Annotated in this window: 22 protein-coding genes; 13 read left to right on the top strand and 9 right to left on the bottom strand. The window is 46.0% G+C overall.

What is annotated here, in order from left to right; translation table 11 throughout:
- Nucleotides 1–2: 2 nt before the first annotated feature.
- Entirely contained in the window at nucleotides 3–2,459 is a 2,457-nt protein-coding gene (locus ACOSVP_RS04335; protein WP_487346260.1) for an ABC transporter permease, read from the bottom strand.
- Nucleotides 2,459–3,145, bottom strand: coding sequence for an ABC transporter ATP-binding protein (locus tag ACOSVP_RS04330; protein ID WP_487346259.1), 687 nt, complete (start codon nucleotides 3,143–3,145; stop codon nucleotides 2,459–2,461). Before ACOSVP_RS04330 ends, ACOSVP_RS04335 begins: the two co-directional genes overlap by 1 nt.
- Nucleotides 3,146–3,158: 13 nt before the next feature.
- Here ACOSVP_RS04330 and ACOSVP_RS04325 point away from each other — a divergent pair, with 13 nt between their 5' ends.
- The 6 genes from ACOSVP_RS04325 to ACOSVP_RS04300 all read left to right on the top strand — a co-directional run bounded on the left by ACOSVP_RS04325 (nucleotide 3,159) and on the right by ACOSVP_RS04300 (nucleotide 7,393).
- Nucleotides 3,159–3,770, top strand: coding sequence for an arylesterase (locus tag ACOSVP_RS04325; RefSeq protein ID WP_487346258.1), 612 nt, complete (start codon nucleotides 3,159–3,161; stop codon nucleotides 3,768–3,770).
- 12 nt (nucleotides 3,771–3,782) lie between these two features.
- Nucleotides 3,783–4,724, top strand: coding sequence for a D-2-hydroxyacid dehydrogenase (locus ACOSVP_RS04320; protein ID WP_487346257.1), 942 nt, complete (start codon nucleotides 3,783–3,785; stop codon nucleotides 4,722–4,724).
- A complete protein-coding gene (locus tag ACOSVP_RS04315; RefSeq protein ID WP_487346256.1) occupies nucleotides 4,721–5,449 on the top strand; it encodes an RluA family pseudouridine synthase in 729 nt (242 codons plus the stop codon). The genes ACOSVP_RS04320 and ACOSVP_RS04315 overlap by 4 nt, the downstream gene beginning before the upstream one ends.
- 25 nt (nucleotides 5,450–5,474) lie before the next feature.
- Nucleotides 5,475–5,819, top strand: coding sequence for a translation initiation factor (locus ACOSVP_RS04310; RefSeq protein ID WP_487346255.1), 345 nt, complete (start codon nucleotides 5,475–5,477; stop codon nucleotides 5,817–5,819).
- A gap of 146 nt (nucleotides 5,820–5,965) precedes the next feature.
- Nucleotides 5,966–6,973: a GGDEF domain-containing protein gene (locus tag ACOSVP_RS04305; protein ID WP_487346254.1), complete on the top strand. Its 1,008-nt coding sequence runs from the start codon at nucleotides 5,966–5,968 to the stop codon at nucleotides 6,971–6,973.
- Between the two features lie 21 nt (nucleotides 6,974–6,994).
- On the top strand, nucleotides 6,995–7,393 hold the full coding sequence (locus tag ACOSVP_RS04300; protein ID WP_487346253.1) for an acyl-CoA thioesterase: 399 nt from the start codon (nucleotides 6,995–6,997) through the stop codon (nucleotides 7,391–7,393).
- Nucleotides 7,394–7,450: 57 nt separating this feature from the next.
- Here ACOSVP_RS04300 and ACOSVP_RS04295 read toward each other — a convergent pair whose 3' ends face one another.
- A complete protein-coding gene (locus ACOSVP_RS04295; protein ID WP_487346252.1) occupies nucleotides 7,451–8,026 on the bottom strand; it encodes an NAD(P)H-dependent oxidoreductase in 576 nt (191 codons plus the stop codon).
- A gap of 137 nt (nucleotides 8,027–8,163) precedes the next feature.
- On the opposite strand from ACOSVP_RS04295, the gene ACOSVP_RS04290 reads away from it, so the two are divergent.
- Nucleotides 8,164–8,733, top strand: coding sequence for a TetR/AcrR family transcriptional regulator (locus ACOSVP_RS04290; protein WP_487346251.1), 570 nt, complete (start codon nucleotides 8,164–8,166; stop codon nucleotides 8,731–8,733).
- A gap of 62 nt (nucleotides 8,734–8,795) precedes the next feature.
- On the opposite strand, the gene ACOSVP_RS04285 is transcribed toward ACOSVP_RS04290, so the two are convergent.
- Genes ACOSVP_RS04285 through ACOSVP_RS04275 form a run of 3 tightly spaced genes read right to left on the bottom strand, consistent with a single transcriptional unit; the run spans nucleotide 8,796 to nucleotide 11,205 of the window.
- Entirely contained in the window at nucleotides 8,796–9,755 is a 960-nt protein-coding gene (locus ACOSVP_RS04285; protein WP_487346250.1) for a nuclear transport factor 2 family protein, read from the bottom strand.
- Nucleotides 9,748–10,197 (bottom strand): nuclear transport factor 2 family protein, encoded by a 450-nt coding sequence (locus ACOSVP_RS04280; RefSeq protein WP_487346249.1) that lies wholly within the window; start codon nucleotides 10,195–10,197, stop codon nucleotides 9,748–9,750. Before ACOSVP_RS04280 ends, ACOSVP_RS04285 begins: the two co-directional genes overlap by 8 nt.
- 12 nt (nucleotides 10,198–10,209) lie before the next feature.
- A complete protein-coding gene (locus tag ACOSVP_RS04275) occupies nucleotides 10,210–11,205 on the bottom strand; it encodes an LLM class flavin-dependent oxidoreductase (RefSeq protein ID WP_487346248.1) in 996 nt (331 codons plus the stop codon).
- 167 nt (nucleotides 11,206–11,372) lie between these two features.
- On the opposite strand from ACOSVP_RS04275, the gene ACOSVP_RS04270 reads away from it, so the two are divergent.
- Both ACOSVP_RS04270 and ACOSVP_RS04265 read left to right on the top strand, forming a co-directional pair.
- A complete protein-coding gene (locus ACOSVP_RS04270; RefSeq protein ID WP_487346247.1) occupies nucleotides 11,373–12,056 on the top strand; it encodes a hypothetical protein in 684 nt (227 codons plus the stop codon).
- Between the two features lie 10 nt (nucleotides 12,057–12,066).
- On the top strand, nucleotides 12,067–12,978 hold the full coding sequence (locus ACOSVP_RS04265) for a LysR family transcriptional regulator (protein ID WP_487346246.1): 912 nt from the start codon (nucleotides 12,067–12,069) through the stop codon (nucleotides 12,976–12,978).
- Between the two features lie 9 nt (nucleotides 12,979–12,987).
- On the opposite strand, the gene ACOSVP_RS04260 is transcribed toward ACOSVP_RS04265, so the two are convergent.
- Nucleotides 12,988–13,929: a helix-turn-helix domain-containing protein gene (locus tag ACOSVP_RS04260; protein WP_487346245.1), complete on the bottom strand. Its 942-nt coding sequence runs from the start codon at nucleotides 13,927–13,929 to the stop codon at nucleotides 12,988–12,990.
- 165 nt (nucleotides 13,930–14,094) lie between these two features.
- Here ACOSVP_RS04260 and ACOSVP_RS04255 point away from each other — a divergent pair, with 165 nt between their 5' ends.
- From ACOSVP_RS04255 to ACOSVP_RS04240, 4 genes are all read left to right on the top strand, one after another.
- Nucleotides 14,095–15,090 carry a carbon-nitrogen hydrolase family protein gene (locus ACOSVP_RS04255; RefSeq protein WP_487346244.1) on the top strand — a complete coding sequence of 332 codons (996 nt, stop codon included), beginning with the start codon at nucleotides 14,095–14,097 and terminating at the stop codon, nucleotides 15,088–15,090.
- Between the two features lies 1 nt (nucleotide 15,091).
- Complete coding sequence (locus ACOSVP_RS04250) at nucleotides 15,092–16,141, top strand: phenylacetaldoxime dehydratase family protein (protein ID WP_487346243.1); 1,050 nt, start codon at nucleotides 15,092–15,094, stop codon at nucleotides 16,139–16,141.
- Nucleotides 16,138–17,004: a transporter gene (locus ACOSVP_RS04245; RefSeq protein ID WP_487346242.1), complete on the top strand. Its 867-nt coding sequence runs from the start codon at nucleotides 16,138–16,140 to the stop codon at nucleotides 17,002–17,004. Before ACOSVP_RS04250 ends, ACOSVP_RS04245 begins: the two co-directional genes overlap by 4 nt.
- A 228-nt stretch (nucleotides 17,005–17,232) precedes the next feature.
- Nucleotides 17,233–18,468, top strand: coding sequence for a tyrosine-type recombinase/integrase (locus ACOSVP_RS04240; protein ID WP_487346241.1), 1,236 nt, complete (start codon nucleotides 17,233–17,235; stop codon nucleotides 18,466–18,468).
- Between the two features lie 102 nt (nucleotides 18,469–18,570).
- Here the strand turns inward: ACOSVP_RS04240 and ACOSVP_RS04235 are convergent, their stop codons facing one another.
- Complete coding sequence (locus ACOSVP_RS04235) at nucleotides 18,571–18,876, bottom strand: YkgJ family cysteine cluster protein (protein ID WP_487346305.1); 306 nt, start codon at nucleotides 18,874–18,876, stop codon at nucleotides 18,571–18,573.
- A gap of 42 nt (nucleotides 18,877–18,918) precedes the next feature.
- On the bottom strand, nucleotides 18,919–19,734 hold the full coding sequence (locus ACOSVP_RS04230) for a hypothetical protein (RefSeq protein WP_487346240.1): 816 nt from the start codon (nucleotides 19,732–19,734) through the stop codon (nucleotides 18,919–18,921).
- Nucleotides 19,735–19,743 lie beyond the last annotated feature (9 nt).

Raw genomic sequence — 19,743 nt, 5'->3', positions numbered from 1 at the left:
ACTTAGATGGATCTCAATAAACGAATGGGCGGCACTTTTAGCACAGCTCGGCTCGCAAATACACCTATTATTGTCACAATTCCCCAACCGGCCAAGGGGCCAACCAGCCATAATAGCGGATGCACAGTCACTTCCATCTCGAACACAAAATGCTGTAAGCCAACCAGGGCAAGCTCTGCGCCCACCGCGCCGATCAAGCCAGCGAACAAACCTAGCGCACCAAATTCGATCAATAAGGCTTGGCGCACTATTTTCTTGGTCGCCCCCAAGGTACGCAGCAAAGCCCCTTCTTCCAAGCGCTCATCCAAGGTGGATCGCACGCTGGCCATCAACACCAAAGCCCCCGCACCTAAGATAAACGCCAGTACGATTTTTAGCGCGTTAGCCAACTGAGCAATGATGTCTTGCACCTGTTTTAGCAGCTCACCAATATTCAACATGGACACTGTTGGATAGTTCGCCATAAAGCGATAAAAATCTGCGGCGTTGCCTTCTGTTAAGAACACACTGCTAACGTAGTTGGCTTGATAATCGGACAACACCGATTGAGGCAAAATCAAATAGAAGTTGGGCTGCATACTTTGCCAATCCACGGTACGGATCGAGGTAATCGGCAAGGTGTAATCCAAGCCACCAATGCTGATGGTAAGCTGATCACCGATGGCTACACCGGCCTCTTTCGCCGCTTCTTGCTCAATGGAAATACCTTCTGCAGCAAAATCCCCTTCAATGACCGCCGATCCTGAACCAATATCGTCCGCCCAAGTCAGGTTCATTTCCCGCTCCACGATTTCCGGTTCATTACGTTGATCCGGGAAAAGCGTTTCGACCTCTGTACCATTGATAGCAATTACGCGACCACGCACCATCGGGAACCAATCTGACGCAGCGATTTGTTGTTCGCTGGTATACGCTTGAATGCCCGCTACTTGTGAATCTTGCACGTTAAATAAATAGTGGTTCGGCGTATTTTCAGGAATTTGTGCTTGCCAGTCACGAATCAAATTGTTCTGTACACCGACCAGTACCAAGCTCAGCATAATGATTAAGGTGAACACTAATAACTGAAACAGGTTGGATACCAAACGACGGTGCAAAGCCGCGAGGCCCACTTGCCAACCTGTGGTGGATTGTTTCGATAAACGGCGACTGACCGTAAACAGTATCCAACCCACAACAAACACCAAAGCGGTGACAATGGCTAAGCCCAACATAACGATACTGGGCAATCGCCATCCTCCGGCATAGATCACCATCAGTCCGTACATGCCGATCAGACCAAATAAGAATAGCGACGATGAGCTTACTTGTAAGCCAGCATTAGGCTGCAACACTCGAAGTGGTGGTACGCTGACCAAACGAGCCAATAACGGCGCACAAAACGCCAAGATAGAAATAATAGCGGTGGCAGCCCCCAACAAAAGTTTGGTTAATGTTGGCGCAGGCAAAGCCGCACTCATCAGCGACGATAATAAATCGGCAATCAGCCCCTGAATCAAATAACCCAACACCGAACCTAAGACAATGCCGAGCAAGGTAATCAAGGTCACCTGAAACACCATTAGGCGCACCAAACGCTTAGGTGTCGCGCCCATAGTTTTCATCACCGCAAACTGGGTCAAATGACGTTTTACATAGCGAGACGATGCCAGCGCCATGGCCACGCCTGACATCACGACTGCTAGCGTACCCGCTAACAATAGGAAGGATTCCGCACGATTAACCGTATTACCCACTCGCTCACCACGCTCAATTGGCGTACGAATACGCTCCCCTTCAGCTAACTGTGGGGCCAGGGATTGATCGAAGCTTGCCAAGGCATCGGCATCACCCGCGTACAAAAAGGCATAACGCACACGAGCACCAGGGATAATCACTTCGGTCGCCGCTAGATCTTGCTCATTCATAATAGCGCGCGGCGCAATGGAGAATGCCGAGGTGGCACTGCCGGGGTCTCGCACTAGATACTTGGTGACAGTCAGCGGCGCCTCACCAACACGCACTGTTTGTCCAAGCTCGACCGACAACAAACTGGCCAAGCGGGAAGATAACCAAATCTCACCTGAGGCAGGTGCTTGCGTGGTGGATTCCCCTGTACCAAATAATTGCTGGTCGGTAATAAATTCTCCGCGTAACGGGTAATTATTCGATACCGCCGTGACTTGTGCTAAATGCAGTCCGTCGCCGCCAAACACCATGGAAGAAAAGGACGCCGTTTGCGCGGTTTCTAAACCTGCCGCTGTGGCTTGTTCAACCCATGGTTGCGGCACGGGATCATCGCGGCGCACACTGCGATCAGCGCCCAATAAGTTGGCCGATTGCACCTCGAAGGATTGCTGTAAGCGATCAACAAAAAGCCCAATACCCGTCACAGTCGCGACCGATAACACCAAGGCCAATAATAATGTCAGTACGTCGCCGGTTTTAAATTCCCTAATCAATAAGCGCCACGCAAACATTAGGACTCCTTAAGTTCGCCATCGTGAATTTCGATTTGACGATCACATCGAGCCGCTAACTCTGGGTTATGAGTCACCACCACCAAGGTGGTGCCTTGTTGCTTGTTCAAGTCAAATAATAGGTCTTCGACCAAAACACCGTTTTTACCATCCAAGTTACCCGTTGGCTCATCGGCAAACAGAATTTTCGGCGCCGAAGCAAACGCTCTAGCGATGGCCACACGCTGCTGTTCACCACCAGACAACTGACGTGGATAGTGTTCCATGCGATGGGACAATCCAACTTTTTCCAGTAGTTCTCGGGCTCGATCGTCAGCCTTGCGATTGCCCTTCAACTCGTTCGGCAGCATCACATTTTCAAGGGCCGTTAAACTGGGCAACAGATGGAAAGACTGAAAAATAAAGCCGACGTAGCGACCTCTTAGCACCGCTCGACCTTCTTCGTCTAATTTCTCTAACGCTTCACCGTATAAACGAATACTGCCTTGACTGTGTTGATCCAGACCGGCCATTAAACCCAGCAAAGTAGACTTACCAGAGCCCGATGCGCCAACGATGGCTACCGACTCACCATCCCGAATGTTCAAGTTGATTCCTTTGAGTATGTCCAATTGACCGTTGCTTGTTGTAACGGAATGGTTAAGCTTTTCTATTGTCAAAGCCGACAATGTATCCGTGTCTTGCATAAATAGGTTGCCTATGATTTCTAAAATGTGTGTTGCACTGCTGTGTTTTGTATCGCTAATCACCACCGCCCACGCCAATACCCTATTGGTGTTTGGGGACAGTCTGAGTGCTGCATATAACCTCAGACAACAGCAGGGTTGGGTTAGTTTACTGAGTCAACAATTAAATCTCAGTCACCCAGATGTCAATGTGGTCAACGCCAGCGTCAGCGGCGAAACCACTCAAGGTGGCTTGTCTCGTTTACCTAAGTTGCTGGAAACCCATCAACCTCATTGGGTGGTGCTAGAACTCGGCGCAAACGATGGTTTACGCGGTTACCCGTTAAATCAAATGAAGCAAAACCTCACGCAGATGATCGATCAAGCGCAACAAATTGGCGCTGAGGTACTGCTAGTCGGCAACCACCTACCGAGCAACTATGGCCGCACTTACACCACGCAATTCTTTAATACATACAAAGAGTTAGCGGACCAATATAAGCTAGCTTATGTGCCTTTTATGCTGGAAAACGTAGCGCTTGATAAAGCTCTCATGCAGAATGATGGATTACATCCTAATGCAGACGGGCAACCTATCGTGCTAGAGAACATCGCACCGACGCTGATGCCTATGCTCAATAAATAATAAGGACTTACGATGAAAGCAGTATTTTTGGATCGCGGCTCTTTTCCTGAAGACACACACACTCCAATGCCAAAGGGCGTTACAGAGACACGTTTTTTTCATAATTGTAATGACGAAAACGTGGTCGAACGCATCCAAGACGCCGACATCGTGATGGCCAATAAAGTGATTTTGTCCCGTAAGACATTGGAGCAATGCCCTAATCTCAAACTGGTGCAAGTGATGGCAACCGGCACCAATAATGTTGATATGCAAGCCTGCCAAGACCTTGGCATTACCGTGCAAAACGTAGCGGGCTACTCGACCGTCAGCGTCCCTGAGCACACGTTTGCCATGATACTGGAACTGCGTCGTAACCTAACCCGCTACCGTGAAGCTATTAAACAAGGGCGCTGGGCTGAATGTGAATTTTTTGGCTTTCTGGATTTTCCCTTGAACGATCTTGCTAATAGCACCTTGTGTTTGCTTGGCAAAGGCTCACTTGGTAATCGTGTGGCTGAAATCGCTCGCGCCTTTGGCATGCAGGTGATTTTTGCCGAACACCGAGGCGCAAACACCGTTCGTGATGGTTATGTGGACTTTGACGAAGCGATTAAAGCCGCCGATGTTATCAGTTTGCACTGCCCACTAACGGAAAGCACACGCAATGTGATCGACAAAGACGTGTTTGCCATCATGAAGCCGACAGCGATTTTGATTAACACGGGCCGCGGTGGCTTGGTCAATGAAGAAGATTTGGTGGACGCCATTAAGACTGAGCGAATTGCCGGGGCGGGCTTTGATGTCGCGACTGTGGAGCCAATGCCAATCGATCATGTATTACAGTCGATAGCTCATTTACCGAATTTTATCCTTACACCCCATGTCGCTTGGGCAAGCGAATATTCAATGGCGCGCCTTCTGCAGATCGCTTGTGATAATATGGCGTCTTTTATCGAACAACAGACTAAATGAGCCTAGACATTCTTCATCTTGACGACGACTTAGTCGTCGTCAACAAACCAAGTGGATTGCTGGTACACCGCACTGACCTAGCCAAACATGAACAAGATGCCGTAGTACAGCGACTCAATGCTCAGCTAGGTCGTTGGGTGTATCCTATCCACCGCTTGGATCGCGCCACCTCGGGTGTTTTGGTAATGGCTTTGAATGAAACCGTTGCACGCCGCTTAGGCGAACAGTTTATGGAACGCACTACCGACAAAAATTATCTGGCAATTGTGCGTGGTCATACCTCAAGCGCAGGCGTGATTGATTACCCATTAGCCAAATTGAACGAAGAAAAGGGTCGTGCTCGCTTTAAGATCGAAGGCACCGAGAAAGAGGCCATTAGCCATTTCCAAACGCTCGAGTCGTTTCAAATCCCAGTACCTGTCAGTCGTTACGAACAAATGCGCTTAAGTCTGGTCAGCGTTAAGCCAGAACAAGGCCGCACACACCAAATCCGTCGTCACTTTAAGCACATTTTTCATCCGCTTTTAGGGGACACCCGCTATGGCTGTCGTCATCACAATCAAGCCATGCGCGATCATTGGTCACAAGACTTGCGTTTAATGTTGCACGCCGAACAGCTAACGTTTACCCATCCTGTGAATGAGCAACGCATTACCGTATCCGCACCGATTCCTGAGGATATGAGTACCCTGCTCAATTCACTAAGAATACAAACAACTAATTAAGAACTCACTTTTTAAAGAACTCTCTATGAAAAACAAACTTGTTTATTCCACTGACCAAGGTCGAATTTGCCCTGAATGCGAAAACAGCTTAGATGACTGCACTTGCAATGATGGCTCAAAGGTTTTGGGCTCGGGGAATGTAAAAATCCAGCTAGAAACGAAAGGTCGTAAAGGAAAAGGCGTAACTTTAGTTAAAGACTTAGCCATGACCGCCGATGAATTAAAAATTATCGGTAAAAAATTAAAAAATCACTGCGGTGTGGGTGGCTCTGTCAAAGATGGCACCATCGAAATCCAAGGTGATCAACGTGAGAAGATTAAGGCTTTCCTAGAGAGCCAAAGCATTAAAGCAAAAATTGTTGGCGGATAATTTACATTCCCTTACAAAACCTTTGCTCAGCAACAAAAGCTAAACGTTCCACGCAAGAAAAACTTCGGTATATCAATGATTTTGTTTTGATTTTTTAAACAGTGTTGTTAAATTTATGTGAATCAAAATTCACTAATGAGGTTTGAATGCACTCTGACAGTCCACGCCAAGCTAATGCTTTGCTACAAAAGGCAATACCGCTGATGCGAAAAATGGACATCGCACCAACACCGTACAATTACGGAATTTGGTATGAATACGTGCGTCAATCATCGCCTAAGCTAAACCATTTGGTCGATACAACCATTGGTCGCTTAGGCAGCCTACCGAGCTTTATTTCAAAAGAACTGTTTCATCAGTTTTTAGTGTCGGAAGAAGCCCGCTTTAATAACGAACATAAAGATAAACTCGAAGAACTGGTTAATACGGTTTCCAGTAACACGCACATTATGACGGAAAGCCTAGAAGAGCTTCAGGCGGTGATGAATAAAAGTCGCCACGTGCTAAGCCGTGCAGATCGTCAAAAGCATCTGGATAAAGTCATCAATTATCTCGATCACAGCACGAAAAAAGCCCTCGAAGATGCCGAACAGTTCTCGCAAGCTCTTAGCCAAGTCAACGCAGAAGTCCTGCAGCTCAAAGCCGAACTAAACGAAATCAAAAACAACGCCGATCTCGACCCACTGACTCAGCTGTTGAATCAAAAAGGTCTTGAGCGCCAGCTGTACACTCTTATCCCTGGTTCTGAAGACGATCTATCATTACTGATGCTAGACATTGACCATCTAAAAGAGATCAATGAAGAATATGGCCGTCGCGCCGGAACCGCTCTGATCTGCCATATCGGCCGCATTTTGAACAGCAAGAAGTTGGAAAGCTCGACCCTTGCTCGCTTGGATGGCGGCACTTTTGCCATCGTGCTACACGAAGCTGCTCTGGATTCAGCTATCGAATTTGCCGAGATGATGCGTCATCATTTAAACCAACAGCGCTTTAAGAGTCGTTCTGGACAAGGGTTAATCGAGCAAATCAAGGTATCCATTGGCGTCGCTACTGTGATTGGTCAAGAAAGCCCGAACAACTTGATTGCTCGTGCCAGCGGTTATCTGGATAATGCCAAACGTCAGGGTCGCAACCGTACGGCCAGTCGTTAATTTGGATAGACAGTTTTCAATATGGACACCCCTCAACACATCACTCTGCTTGAAGTTCGTGACTACGAATGTGATATGCAAGGCATCGTTAACAACGCGGTGTATCAAAATTACCTAGAACACGCTCGCCATACTTACATCAAATCAAAAGGATTGGATTTCGCTGACATCACTCGTGATGGTATTCACCTAGTGGTGATGCGCGCCGAAGTAGATTACAAGGTGCCGTTAAAAAGTGGCATGACGGTACGCGTGGAAAGCCAATGCGAACCAATCAGTAAATTCAAAAGTAAATTTACACAATCTATTTTTATAGACGACACTAATCAGCTAAGTGCCAGTGCCGTGTTTATTATCGCCTCCATTAGCGATAGTGGTCGCCCAGCAGTCTACAAAGACGTACAAAAGCTATTTAACTAGCCTGAGTTGAAGCGGTTACCCTCTACCCTACGGATAACCGCTCAGTTGCCTCAAACTTTAAAGCGATGCGACATCCATAGATTCGTAGAGGTATTGTCGTGCATTAGAGCGTTTCGGGTCATCCATGAGCTGCACCAAACGTTCACCAAATTCTGTGATCGTTTCTTGGCTCGCAGCATCAGAATTAAACATATATTCCGGCACCAGATAATTCATCTGCGTTAAGTTAGCCGTCATCTGGAATGGTCTCAACAAATCCGGTACCGTCGTGAAGATATCAAAGCCCGTATAAAATTCCTGCCTTCCCCCTACTGACACCACTAACTGTAGATCTTTGCCACGCAATTTATCGCCACCCTCACCGTACGCGAAACCATGCGACAGCACATCATCTAACCATTTCTTCAACAACGGCGGCATGGAATACCAGTACATAGGGAATTGCAGCACGATGCGATCGTGCGCCAGCAACAAAGCCTGCTCCTTTTCCACATCAATCTGAAAATCTGGATATTCACCATACAGATCACGACTTGTGGTGATTTTGCCAGACGCTTCGAGTAGCCCTTTCCAAGTTTGATTATTTCTTGAGCGGGATAAGTCTGGATGGAAGACAAGGTTGAGAATTTTCATGATAACTTTTTAATCCTTAATAAAACGTAAACAGAATAAATTAGGTCAACTGACCTAGTTTTGTAAAATTAGGTCGATTGACCTAAAATGTCAAACATATATTTACCCTTGTTAAATCTGCAGCCAAGACTTGAAACATGTCGAAAAAATCAGAAAAAGTAAGTGCGATTCTAGATATCGCTACGGAACTGCTAAAAACAGAAGGAGACTATGGCATCACAATGCGCAAAGTCGCATCGCTTACGAACATCTCCTTAAGTAATGTGCAGTACTATTTCAAAAATAAAGATGAGTTGCTCAAAGCAATTGCTGATCGCTATTTGCGCCAATGTCTCGATGAAATCAAACAACACCCCAATCTGACGCAAAAGCAGGCTTTAGAACCTTTTATAAAAGCGTTTTTGATCCAAGCCCATGAAACGTCAGACATGTGCCGAATTTTTAAAGAGTACTGGGCCATTGCCAGCAAAAATGCAGAAATAAAAACGTATTTGGACAGTTATTACCAAGAACTCGGTAATACTCTCAGTGAAAAATGGCGCCCCATTGCCAAAGACGAGCCATCGGCTCACATGGCCACAGCGATCTTTTTGCCTTATTTCGAAGGCTACACCATCACGCTTACAGGGCTTTCTTTAGACCTAGACATTATGAGCCGAGTGGTCTCAGAAATTGTGTGGCAGTATTTGAGTGGAGAGAAAACATAAAAAGCTTAGCCGCACACACGACTAAGCTTTTTAGCTAATAACCACTGATTCCACTCAGAGGATTAGGCGGTAGCATTACCAATATCAAACTCTGGGACACTTTGCTCGGTGAACCAACCAGGACGGTAATCGGTCCAGCAAAACTTCCACTGTCCATCCGACATCTTGCGCGCACGAAGTTGATAGTGGGCGCCATAGAGCTTATTGCCGCGTTCATCGACCGGACGCTCCGGAATAATACGCCCAATAATGACTTTTACATGACGGCCATCACCCTCTTCTTCCAGTCGCACCACTTCGGCAAAATGCTGCCAAAACGCTGCTAGATGGCGGAAGTTCTTTAGCGTACCAATCACCTGATCCTTGCCAGATAAATTCCCAACTGGGGCGAAGCCGCCGGAAATATCCTCGGTATAAGAGCGATCCAGCAATCCCATATCATTTTGATCAACGGAAAAGGCATAGCGATAGTAAAGCTCTGAAATCGCTTCATGAAGATCTTCTGGTGGTTGAACATTGGGCAGTTTGGCCCATGGCGAATGCAACTCACTTACCACAGCGGGTGCAGCAAAGCCCATTTGCCAACCATATTGAGTTGGCACATTTTGCCAATGCGGCATTAAGCCTTGATCACCCTTAGACCAATTCACCACCATGCGAATCTCTTCTAGGCGCCAGCGGCTTTCTTGGTAACTAAGAGTCGCTACCACGGCACTACCAAACATAAAGGCGCGCGGATTCTGCTCCACTAAACCATACATATAAAAGCTGAATGCAGCACGACTACCGTCCACAGCCACATATAGATTAGACATTTGCCCGATCATGTCTGAGGCCTGAGTATCCTGCGACAATCGTGTCTGTATCGCTTGATAGCCCGTTGCGTCACCGTGATGGCTGCTGTGAAATTCACAGTTAGGCGTAAAATCCGCCGCATCAAGACTTCCAGCCCGATTCATCCAAGCTTTCAGAAAGCGACGCGCCAGTTGCTTGATGGCTTGACGGTCTTGCGGATTATTCATTGGGCCACACCACGTCTAGCTCAGAGTGAGCAATACGCCACTCACCATTTACTTTGACGTATTGATCAATGTAACGACCTAACAGCAAGAACGGATGCTGCGCCTGAGGACGATCACTGACGAAGTCTAATAAGTAACAAGTACCGGTCGCATTTTCATCGTCAATCAAGGTAATTTGATGATTGCTAATGGCATGCATAAACGGATAGTGCTGACGCTTTAGGGTATCAAAGCTGTGGTAGGCATCTTTTAGGCTTTGCTTAATTTGTGTAAGGCCTTCCATGCTGCCAACGGTCACTTTCACTACAGCATCTTCGGTGAAGACTTCGTCCATCTGATCAGCCTTGCCCGTGTCGAGTAATTCGCTGTAACGTAATCGCAGATTACGAATATCTTCACGATCGATTAGCGCCAGCAGTTTCTTAGTTTGTTCAGTATTCATTATTTTCACCTATTAAAGCCAAGCTTTGGCAATCACATTATGTGAGTGGATACGTTTTTCTGGATCATGAATCCAAGAGTTAACCATTACCTCGTCTGCTCCTGTACGCTCAACTAGGCTCGCTAAACGCTCACGAATCACCTCTTTCGTACCCCAAATAGACTCACGCAGCTGGTGCTTCACACGAACCGCTTCACTTGGGCTCCATAAGGCATTCATATTTTCAACCGGCTTGGGTAAGTACTGCTCGGTACCACGATTAAGGGACAGGAATTTCTGCAATTCCGTCGTCGCCAAGTATTCCGCCTCTTGCTGTGTATCGGCACCGACCGCGTTCACACAGACAATCACATAAGGCTCTGGGAACTGCTCGGATGGCTGATAATTTGCACGGTAAAAATCAATGGCGGCATTCATAGCATCCGGCGCAAAATGTGCGGCAAAGGCCATTGGCAAGCCTTTATGGGCTGCCAATTGCGCGCTGAAAGTACTTGAGCCCAACAGCCATGTTGGCACTTGCATACCGGCACCCGGTACCGCTTTGATGCGCTTATTAGCACTTTCTTGGGAGAAGAAATACAACAACTCTTCCAACATATCTGGGAACTCAGTGCCTTTCGCACTGGGGTCACGACGTAAAGCTCGTGCGGTTTCCATATCCGTGCCTGGAGCGCGCCCCAACCCAAGATCAATTCGTCCTGGGTAAAGGGACTCAAGGGTTGCAAACTGTTCAGCAATCACTAACGGCGCATGATTCGGTAGCATGATGCCACCTGAACCTAAGCGAATGGATTCTGTCTTAGCACCAATATGGCTCAGAATGACACTGGTTGCCGCACTGGCGATGTCTTTTAAATTGTGGTGTTCAGCCACCCAGTAACGCTTGAAACCAGCTTTTTCAGCCGCTTGCGCTAGACGAGTACTATTAGCCAGTGCTTGCGCCACGTTAAAGCCTTCACCGATGGGAATCAGATCCAGTACAGACAATGGGATTTGCGTGTTTGACATGCGTTCTCCAAATAATTCGTTTATTTGGACACATTGTGTTTGATAACTTTAAAACGATAAACCGAGCCAATGTATACTTTAAGGAGACATTAATTCTACAATTAAGCTGTTATTGTGCGCTTTAACTATTCAAACCATTGTTTAGAACACAATAGAGAGCGATTCCTATGAGCCAATCATCCATTAATACAGCCCATCAATATGCCATTGAGGAAATCATTCATCGCTGGTTTGCTTTCTTTGAAGGCACTACCGTTAGCGCAAAACAGCAGTGTGATCTGTTTACCCAGGACGCTCAAATCATCCATGCGGGCCAGTACCTGCTGGCGAATGGTCTAGGGGACATTGAAAACTGGCTAAACTCAGTACCAGCAGAAATTAGCTCTCACACAGTCGATGGCCTTATGATTGAGCCCTTAGCAACAGATAGCTATCAACTGCGCTGGCAAACCGCGTATCAGTCACTTCGAGGCGACAATCAAGTGGGCGGTGCCATCATTGCCTATCAAGCCCTTGTTGATATGACTGATAACGGAGCGGCAAAATTCCGCTTAGTTCAGAAAACACCGATCGCCAGTAATCCTAACCTCTCCTTTCAAGAAAGCTTTTCTAACCATCGTTTAAAAGGTTTGTATTGTCGCTTAGCAAGACTGATTGAATCATTTGATATGAGCCATTTTGATGAATTAAAAATGGTAGCGAGTGCCAAAAGTGAGCTACTTAGTCGATTACAAGCAGCAGATACTCACATTGAAGTGGCGAATGACCAGTTACTGCTTCATACACCAGACCAAACCTATCCGCTCCGTATTATTGAGCAGCCAGGTGTGTTCCCTTTTTTAACTGTTTAAGAGGCACTTCATGCGCAAAACTGATCATCTAGGTAATATTACCGCCTTTGTCACCACCGCTCAGGTCGGCAGTTTTACCGCTGCTGCGGAGCGACTAGGTTTAACTAAATCAGCCATTGGTAAATCGGTTGCGCGCCTTGAAGAGCGTCTCGGACTAACGCTGTTTCACCGCACCACGCGTAGTTTAAGCTTAACTCCAGATGGAGAACGCTATTTGGCAAGCTGTCAAAGCGCCTTGGAAATTTTAGAACATGCTGAGCAAGAACTGACTTCGCATATTGCCAAGCCCGCTGGGAGACTAAGAGTCGATCTACCCGCAGCCTTTGGTCGTCAAAAGATCTTGCCCATTCTGCTCGAGATCACTAAGAAGTTTCCCGACTTGGAACTCACTCTGTCTTTTAGTGAGCGCTTTGTAGATTTGATTGAGGAAGGCATTGATTTGGTGGTGCGTATTGGCGAGCTAGATGATAGCAGCACCTTGGTGGCGAGACGTTTAACCACCCAAAAGCTAGTGGTTTGCGCCTCACCTAATTACCTCAAACAATATGGCACGCCACGCACCCCTGGAGAGCTCAGTCAACACAAAACCGTAGTCGGCTTTCGCCGTAATCAACCTGTCTCCTGGCTTCTAAAAAACTATGAAGGGGAAATAGCAAAATTTACACCACCTGCCACCCATGAGTTTTCCGATGGTGATGCTATGGTCACAGCGGTACTGAATGATGCTGGTATTTCACAACTACCAAGGTGGTTAGTGAGCCGCTATTTAGCTTCTGGGGAACTGGTCAGTGTGCTGGACAACTTTGCTGGCGGCGAAATGCCCATCAGCGCTGTTTGGCCCAAAGGCCGCCAACAAGTTCCGAAAATTCGCTATGTCATTGATGAGCTGATTCGTCATGCTGAGCAAAAAGCTTTTGAATGAAACATTCGCCTAGGCATCGTAGCGGCGAAATTCTCGAGGCGTTACACCAAATTGCTTTTTAAATTCTCGTGAAAAATAAGAAATGTCATTAAAACCGCAGGACCAAGCAATGTCACCAAGCAACTTCTGTTGATGCTGAGGCAAACGCAGCAAGCCTTTACAATGCTCTAAGCGACTTTGCAGCAAAAAGCGGCCAAACGTTAAGTCTTCTTGCTGGAACAACATGCGTAAATAACGAGATGAAATGCCAAATTTCAAAGCAACTTCCTCGCTACTGAGTTCAGGGTCCGTTATTCGCTGTCGGATATAAAGTTGAATTTGTGCGAGCAAGGCTTGCTTGGTATCCGGATGATATGGCGCACTGCGACATTCATCTGTAATCATGTTAAATATTAACCCAGTTGCTTGAGCAGATAGGGAATCTAGATAATGTTCGGGCACATCTTCTGGCAAAGAGAAGATATTTTCCAAAAATGCGCGTGTAAAGTGGCTCATTGGGTGCTTCCGGCCAAAGCTATGCGCCATCAGCTCATCGACATCACCTAAATGATTATTCAGTAATAACCGCGGCATTTGCACCACTATCTGACTGCTTGCACCAGCAACGTGCAAACCATAGGGTTTTCTCGTGTCATAAAGAGCAAATTCTCCCCGCTTCAGCAGGGTCGACTTTCGCCCTTGGGAGATTTCAGTTGTCCCCTCCTGCATAAAGCTAATCAGCACGCTTTCCGACTCAAAGTTATCCATACCCTTTAGAGAACGTGTAACCTTCTGAGGGCCACAGCTAACGCGCGCCAAGCTGATATCTCCTAGCGCCAAAGACGAGAGCCTGCCAATCCGCTCAGAATCTTTAAACTCACAGGATAACGGAACAAACGTGCTACTGATGGCGCTGCGCCAGTAGTCTAAGCGATCACTGTATTCAATAAGCGAAGTATCAAACTGAGCCATAGGAAACCCTTCATTCTCTTAACGCCTTTAGTCCTGCAATTAGCATTCCGTAATGATTTCCGCCTCAGTCAAAAAGCACTTCCTTGTCGGAATAACTGCTCTGTATTTGCATTTTTTATAGTGAATACGAACTTGATATTCCAACTAAACCAAGAGGTGATTCCTATGGATAAAGCAATTGTTGTTGCATGTGTACAAGCCGCGCCGGTGTTTATGGACCTAAAAGGCACGGTCGATAAAACCATTAATTTGATTGAGGACGCCGCCCAATCTGGCGCCAATCTAATCGCTTTCCCTGAAACTTGGATACCTGGTTACCCATGGTTTCTATGGCTTGATCACCCTTTAGCTAACATGCCACTGGTGTATCAATATCATCAAAATTCGCTGGTGTTAGACAGTGAACAAGCACAGCGCATTCAAGAAGCCGCACGTGACAATAATATTTGGGTCGTGCTCGGTTTTAGTGAACGCGATCATGGCAGCCTTTACATCTCTCAATGGGTCATTGATGACCAAGGGGAAACCTGTGGCGTCCGCCGCAAACTAAAAGCCACCCACGTCGAACGCACCCTATTTGGCGAAAGCGATGGCTCATCTATCAAAGTATGGGAAACACCCCTTGGCAATATTGGCGCACTCTGTTGCTGGGAACATCTACAACCGCTGAGCCGTTATGCCATGTATTCACAGCACGAAGAAATTCATATTGCCGCTTGGCCAAGCTTTAGCATGTACCGTGATGCCACCGCCGCCTTAGGCCCTGATGTGAACATGGCGGCTTCTCGTTTATATGCGGCAGAAGGACAGTGCTATGTGATCGCGCCATGTGCCATTGTCTCCGAGGAAATGATCGAGCAGCTGTGCGATAGCGATGAAAAACGCAGCATGATTAAATCGGGTGGTGGCTATGCTCGTATCTTTGGCCCAGACGGCAGCGATTTAGTTGAACCTTTGCCAGAACATGAAGAAGGCCTGCTGATTGCCACGCTTGAGCCAGCTGCCATTACCTTTGCAAAATCTTGCGCCGACCCGGTCGGCCACTATTCACGTCCTGATGTGACGCGACTGTTGTTTAACCCTAATGCACTGAGCCCTGTCGTGCACACAGAAGCCGAAAGCGAAGCCAAACAAGAACTAGAAGATGCTCAGGAGGTGTAATATGGAATCTGCTATTGCACCGCATTTACAAACTGAACGCACTCAAAATGCCAATACGCCAACTGACTACCAACCTCCTTATCCTGCTTGGACAGCACGTTTTACGCCGCTGATTAAGCAGGTAGTGATGGGCTATTTTGGCATTCAGTCGGCCAAGGCAATTTCTTTAGACACTTTAGAACCCATTACACAGCTATTTGATGATGTTCATGGGCCGATGCACTGGGATGTTGCTACCTATGAAGACAATCTGGGCTTCCACAATTTGATGGCCATCGCCTATTGGGACTCGCAATCACAATTTACAGCTTGGAAAGCCAGCAGCCAATTTAACACTTGGTGGCACTCGCGCGAACGGGAGAATGAGGATTACGGCTATTTCATGGAAGTGGTTTCACCCGAAACCGCTAACTTTGAAACACTATTCTCTGACCCTCAGTCGCCAGAAGGTGTCGCGCATCTGGGCCAAGGCATGAGCGATCAAATTCTTGAGCATGCTTATTATGGCAGTGCTCGTGACCGATTACCGATTGCTCAAACCAATGCCCTGACCAGTGATTCAGTCAAGCCCTCTAGCACTCAGCAGGGCAAACGCATCCATGTTTCCGGCAAAGACAACCTTTGTCTGATTCGTTCAGGTCAAGATTGGTCAGCCACAGCTAATACGGAACGCACAAAATACTTGGCTGAAATAGAACCTGTCTTACATGAAGGCATGAATTTCTTACGCGATGAAGGTGACAGCGTTGGCTGCTTAAGCTGTCGCTATATGAAAGTGCTCGATAGCCAAAGCGGTGCATTAAAAGAGCAGACCTTTTGCCTTGCTCACTTTAATTCTTTAGCAGAGCTGGAAACATGGGCTAAGACCCACCCTACTCACGTGGCCATCTTTGGTGGCTTTATGAGATATGTACAGGAACTCGAATTTAACGTTGCTCTAAAGCTGTATCATGAAATCGCCGTGATTCCAAAGGAAGCTCAGTTTTTCGAATACATTAATTGCCACCCGAAAAGCGGCTTGCTGAGAAACCTAGCTAAGGAGTCCTTATGAATCATCCGATAAAAACAGCTTTGATCATCAGCCTATTTGGGTCATGGCAAGCCACTGCCCTGGAATTCAGTGGTGGGGATTATGAGATGTTGCCAGATAAAGCCACCATGGTATTAACCTATTTACAAAGCAACCAAAGTGACAGCTTGTATGGGGGAGATCAACAGATTCCAGGGAACCATAAGTTGGATTCGCAAGTGGCTTTGTTAAGGGCGATCCATGCCATACACCCTTCTGAGCACGTTAGCGTGGAGCCGCAATTTATCCTGCCTTATGCCGCTGTCGACACAGGTAATGATAGCTCTTTCCTGGGTGACACCTCGGGCTTTGGTGACTTAACAATTGGCATGCCCATTAAATACAGCGAAACCGGTAAGGATACCTTTGCTATTGCACCGTTTCTGTCCTTACCAACCGGACAATACAATGCTAATCAGGCGATTAATGTTGGCGAAAATTGGTGGCGTCTCTTGCTACAAGGCGTATGGATTCATCATTTTAACGACCAGTGGGCACTTGATACTGGTATTGATGTGTCTTGGACAACAGAAAACGATGAATACGGAGCGCAATCTTTGAACTACAAAGAAAGTGCATTGTATGAGTATCAAGTGCATGGTCGTTATCAACTGAGTCCAGTCACGCAACTGAGCCTCGGTGGTGGATATATTCGTGGCGCAGAAAGCAGCATTGAAGGCGTTAAACAAAACGATGCATTGGAAACCAGCTACATCAGAGCCAACGTTAGCCATTTCTTCCGCCCTAACCTGCAACTGCAATTTCTAGTGGGGAAAGATCTAAAGGTAAAAGAAGGCTTTAAACAGGATGCGCATATTCAATTAAGGGTTGGCTTCCTTTACTGAGGTAGAGCCTAAACCCGAAAATGCAAAAAGCCGTTGCTTGTATCAAGCAACGGCTTTTTATAATGGCGGTGAGCAAGTCCGCCACCCTGACTTCCAAGTTCGTTCTCTAAGATATATTAATCACTTATACTTCAATAACTTAAAGAAAGCTCTTTTCCAACAAGGTCCACAAAGGTATAGTCAATTCTAGCATTTTATGCAGTACACTATGCAGTACAGGAGTTTAGTATGCCAAAGAAAGCAAAGGAACTGTCAGCACTAGCCGTTTCAAAGCTGAAGTCAGAAGGACGTTATGCTGTTGGGGGCGTTGATGGTCTTTATTTAAAAGTTGCGGGTAACTCACGCAGCTGGGTGCTCTGTGCCGCAATGGGTACTAGGATTAACAAGAAAGGCCTAGAAGTACCAAAGCGACTCAATATGGGATTAGGAGCCTTCCCAGAAATAAGTCTATCTATGGCGCGTGATAAAGCGAGAGAGCTACGCCAACTAATTCAGCAAGGTATCAACCCTGTTGAACAAAAACAACTGCGTAAAGCTGAGCAAATCAAAGAGCAAGGTCGAAAAACTACATTTATAGAGTGCGCTCAGTCAGTTCTATCCATTAAAGAGAATGAACTTAAGAATGAGAAGCATATAGCTCAGTGGCGCTCAACGCTTGAAACTTATGCCTATCCTATCGTTGGCCACCTACCCGTCAGTGAGATTACTAAGCTTCATATTCTTGAGATCTTACAACCCATCTGGCTTGAGAAAAATGAAACGGCGAGTCGCTTACGTGGACGTATTGAAACTATTCTAGATTACGCCAAAGCAAAGGAATACCGGGAAGGTGACAACCCTGCTGCCTGGAAAGGCATGCTTAAGCCACTATTACCAGAGCCAAACAGAGTTCAAAAGCGGGTACACCATGCAGCTCTCCCCTATGCTGAGATCAAGCCATTCTTCTCTGAGTTAGCCAAGCGCTCTGGCCTAGCAGCCAGAGCACTTGAATTCTCTATTTTAACTGTTGCACGCTCCGGAGAAGTACGTGGCGCTAAATGGAGCGAGATCGATTTAGCAAACAAAATTTGGATCATTCCTGCTGAGCGTATGAAAGCTCGAAAAGAGCATCGAGTGCCTTTATCTACAGGTGCTTTAAAGCTTCTTGAAAACACGCCTCGTATTGCAGGATGCGATTTAATCTTTCCTGGACAACGTGGTAAGCAAATGTCCGATATGACACTTACTGCCGTCCTGAAGCGCATGGAGCGTGGAGAGCTAACTCAGCATGGTTTTAGATCAACATTTAGGGACTGGGCAGGTGAAACAACACACTTCCCCCGAGAAGTGATTGAGCATGCTTTAGCTCACAAACTAAAAGACCAAGCTGAAGCTGCCTACCAGAGAGGGGATCTACTTATGAAGCGACGAGCATTGATGGAAAGCTGGTGGGAGGCAGCATCAAACCTCATTTTAAATACATAAGATTTCAGATCGCCTAAAAGAACAGAATCATTTAATTTTAAAAGCCAGATACGTAAAACGTATCTGGCTTTTAAGAATTGATAGATACTTAGTTGTATTAGTTCAGACTAGATCTGACACTTCAAATTTCACTCGAAAATCAACATGCAATCCAGCTTCCTCTTGTAACGAGTTACAGGCTTCCACATTCAATTGTATATAATCTATTTCTGAAAATTGATTGAGATAGTATTTTTTATACATCAGATCAATCTGACAAACTTCAGGTCTATTACTGTAAACAATACACCTATTGTCTTTTGATAAAAACTTACAAACACCATTACCTAGATCAAATTCTTTTAGATCAGGTATATGAGATATATTTCGGCAACACTCACCGCAAGAAGTACAAGGAAACTCTTTCATAAAATAAAAAAGGCGGCTAATTAAGGCCACCTTGAATGTACATTACACTTCAGATTTAATAGCTAAGAACTTTTGCTTAGAGCCTTCAAGCATTTCACCATCATCATCCAATACAGGAGTATCAATAAGCACCTTAACTAGCTGAGCTAATTTAACAGTTTTAAATACAAGCTCTTTTTCCGTATCTAAATAGGTGGAGTAATCAACCCCCTTAGTCTGAATTAGCTTATAAAGCGATCTAACAGAGCGTCGTAGTGCAGTACGAAGTTTGGAAAGCGTCTCCATCCCAAGCTCTGTCAACTCAATAATTCCTGATAACTTGATAGTGATCTCTTTCGAGCTACTTGCAAAAGTCTCAGCCTCTTCCTTGTTGGCTTTAGCATTACTCAGCCTTTCCTCAGCTTTAGCACCCAATACACCACCATAGATTGCTAGAGCAGGCCCAGCACCGAATATAGTTAAAGCAGTGATCCCAGACTTAGATCCCAGACCACGTCCAGACTTTTCCACCATTGAAATTTCTTCTTTCAAATATTTAATATCATCCCAGTTAAAAGGATCAATTTGCAATGCATCAGAATAAATTTCATTTGCTAACTTCACATTTTTAAGACGACCATATACATCTAGAAAACTATCTATATTTTTGGTAACTGCCTCTAACTTTTTATATCCAAATTCATCTAGCTTGACATTACAATGAATACGCTTCTTTTCAACCTCCTCTTGTGCATTCATCAAAATATCTTTTGCAGATGAATTAATTTCATCAGCATGAGAAGTGTCAGCATAGGCTTTTCTTGCTTTATAAAGCCCATATCCACTAATTGCAACAGCAGCGAAAATAGGTAATGGCATGCGACTCTC

This window comes from Marinomonas sp. HM11-D (assembly GCF_057626615.1).
The sequence above is the reverse complement of the archived record's forward strand: the minus strand, read 5'-3'. Positions and strand labels throughout refer to the sequence as shown.